The sequence below is a fragment of the Frankia sp. CcWB2 genome, from assembly GCF_977927585.1.
Genome location: NZ_CDWRCM010000026.1, coordinates 26,906 through 29,844, shown reverse-complemented (window position 1 = coordinate 29,844; position 2,939 = coordinate 26,906). Strand labels below are relative to the sequence as shown.

The 2,939-nt window shown below is 67.4% G+C and carries 2 protein-coding genes; one reads left to right on the top strand and one right to left on the bottom strand.

Features of this window, described 5'->3' with window-relative positions:
- Positions 1–821: serine/threonine-protein kinase (locus ACY45C_RS04965; RefSeq protein ID WP_462186458.1), on the bottom strand; the 821-nt coding region annotated here is incomplete at its 3' end.
- Positions 822–1,090: 269 nt separating this feature from the next.
- On the opposite strand from ACY45C_RS04965, the gene pgi reads away from it, so the two are divergent.
- A complete protein-coding gene (gene pgi, locus ACY45C_RS04960) occupies positions 1,091–2,761 on the top strand; it encodes a glucose-6-phosphate isomerase (RefSeq protein WP_462186457.1) in 1,671 nt (556 codons plus the stop codon).
- Positions 2,762–2,939 lie beyond the last annotated feature (178 nt).

The following is a 2,939-nucleotide window of genomic DNA, read 5'->3' as shown; positions in this document are numbered from 1 at the left end:
CCGAACGCGCGGCTGCTCGCTCGGGCGAGTTCCAGGGCGAAGTCGGCGGCGTCGGCGAAGCGGGTGCCCGGATCCTTCGCCAGCGCCCGCAGGATCACCGCGGAGACGGGTGGCGGAACCATGGTGAGCGGTTCCGGCATGCTTGTCAGATGGTGGTGGGTCAGCGGCTGCACCGCCATCTGACGGCCGAACAGCGGTCGGTTGGCGATCATCTCGTAGAGCACACCCGCGAGGGCGTAAAGATCGGTGGACGGGAAGAGACGCGTCCCTATGATCTGCTCGGGAGCCATGTAACGCGGCGTTCCCAGGATCGCGCTGGCGGTGGTCTCCACTCCGTCGAAAATCTTGGCGATGCCGAAGTCGGTCACCTTCAGCAGCCCGTCGCCGACGAACATGATGTTGTCCGGCTTGATGTCCCGGTGCAGCACTCCGTGGCCGTGCGCTGTGGCGAGGGCGGCCGCGGCCGCGAGCCCGATCGAGCAGGTGGTCTCGGCGGAGACCGGTCCCGAGCTCATCCGCTGTTTGAGCGTGCCGCCGGAGAGCAGCTCCATGACGAGCAGGCAGGTGCCCTCGTGCTCCACGTAGTCGTGGATACGCACGATGTGCGGATGGTCCAGTTCAGCCAGCACCCGAGCCTCGGACAGGAAGCGGGCACGCAGATCGGGGTCGTCGGAGGTGTCCAGCAGGATCTTGATCGCGACCTTGCGGCCGATGAGCCGGTGCTGGCCGGCCAGCACGAGCCCGTAGCCACCCCGGCCCAGGTCGCCCTCGACGGAGTAACCGGGAAGCGCCGCCTCCACCCGAGATTTATCTATCAACAAGGTCCAGATCCGTCCGCTACCACGCCGGGCATCCGCTGTACCGCCACCCGTGCGCCGAGAACCATCCTGGCCTGCAATGACGCCCTTCGTCGGGTTCCTGGTGATCCTACGGCCCTGACCCCCCATTCCCTACCCCCGGCCGGCCGGTCCGGCGTGCCGGATCGGCGACACGGGCAGGCCGACGGGGCTGGCGAGCGCCGCCGTCGCCGCAGTGCGGATGATGGGCACTGCGGCACATGTTGAACCTGCGAGGAAGGGCATCCCACGTCATGTCGACAACCGAGCCCGCTGCCCCGGTGGCTCCGCTGGACATCGCCGCGACCGAGGAATGGGCGGCGCTCACCACGCATCTGCGCGAGATCTCCGAGGTGTCCCTGCGGGATCTGTTCGCCGCCGATCCCCGGCGTGGCGAGACGTTCGCCGTCGAATCGGACGGACTCTATCTTGACTACTCCAAGAACCGGCTGACCGCGCGCACCGTCGAGTTGCTGACCGCGCTGGCCCGGCGCGCCGGGCTGGCGGACCGGATCGAGGCGATGTTCCAGGGCGAGAGGATCAACGTCACCGAGAACCGACCGGTGTTGCACGTGGCGTTGCGCGCCCCGGCCGGCACCCGGATCGAGGTGGATGGCGCCGACGTCGTCCCCGACGTGCATCGGGTGCTCGACGCGATGTCCCGATTCGCCGACCGGGTGCGGTCGGGAGAATGGCTGGGTGCCACCGGTGAGCGGATCCGGACGGTGGTCAACATCGGCATCGGCGGCTCCGACCTGGGACCCGCCATGGCCTACGACGCCCTGCGCGACTATGCCGACCGGTCGATCGAAGTCCGGTTCGTCTCCAACGTCGACCCCACCGACATCTGGGAGGCCACCGCCGATCTCGATCCGGCCAGCACCCTGTTCATCGTCTCGTCCAAGACGTTCACCACCCTGGAAACGATCTCCAATGCGCGGGCCGCGCGGTCCTGGCTCACCGGCCTGCTCGGCGAGGACGCCGTTTCCCGGCATTTCGTCGCGGTCTCCACGAATGCCGAGAAGGTCGCCGAGTTCGGTATCGACACCGAGAACATGTTCGAGTTCTGGGACTGGGTGGGCGGCCGGTACTCGGTGGACTCCGCGATCGGCCTCTCGCTGATGATCGCGATCGGGCCGCCGAACTTCCGGGAGTTCCTCGCCGGTTTCGCCGCCATGGACACGCACTTCCGGACGGCTCCGTTCGAGCGGAACCTTCCGGTTCTGCTCGGCCTGATCGGCCTGTGGTACCGCGACTTCTTCGGTACCGCGACGCACGCGGTGCTGCCCTACAGCCACTACCTGGGCCGATTCCCGGCTTATCTCCAGCAGCTGGACATGGAGAGCAACGGGAAGTCGGTCGATCTCACCGGGCGGCCCGTGCCGACGCCGACCGGACCGATCGTCTGGGGGACTCCCGGCACGAACGGACAGCATGCGTACTATCAGCTCCTACACCAGGGGACGACGATCGTCCCGGCTGATTTCATCGGCTTCGTGCGGCCGAACCATCCCGGGGTGGGCACGGCGGACGGCGCCGGGGTGGACCAGCATGCCCTGCTGCTGGCCAACTTCCTGGCGCAGACGGAGGCCCTCGCGTTCGGCCGGACAGCCGCGGAGGTGGCCGCCGAGGGTGTCGCGCCGGGCCTCGTTGCACATCGGACCTTCCCGGGTAATCGACCCTCGAACACCCTGCTCGCCCAGCAGCTGACTCCGTTCACCCTCGGTCAGCTGATCGCACTGTACGAGCACAAGGTGTTCACCCAGGGTGTCATCTGGGGGATCAACAGTTTCGACCAGTGGGGCGTGGAGCTCGGCAAGGTGCTGGCCGGTCGGATCATTCCGGAATTCGGGTCCGAGCAGGAACCGGAGCTGGGGCATGATAGCTCGACAAACGCTCTGATCAAGCGTCTGCGCGCCGGCTGACGTCCGCCGGGGATCCAGCCAACCGAGGCATGTTACTCTGCGTAACTGATCGGGGGGTGACCCCACGCAGTGACGACATCGGGGGGTGGAAGTCATGCGGGTGGATGCTGGAGCCTTGCGGATGTCCGTGCAGCGGACAGGCGAGGACGTGCTCATCGAACTCGCCGGGGAACTCGAC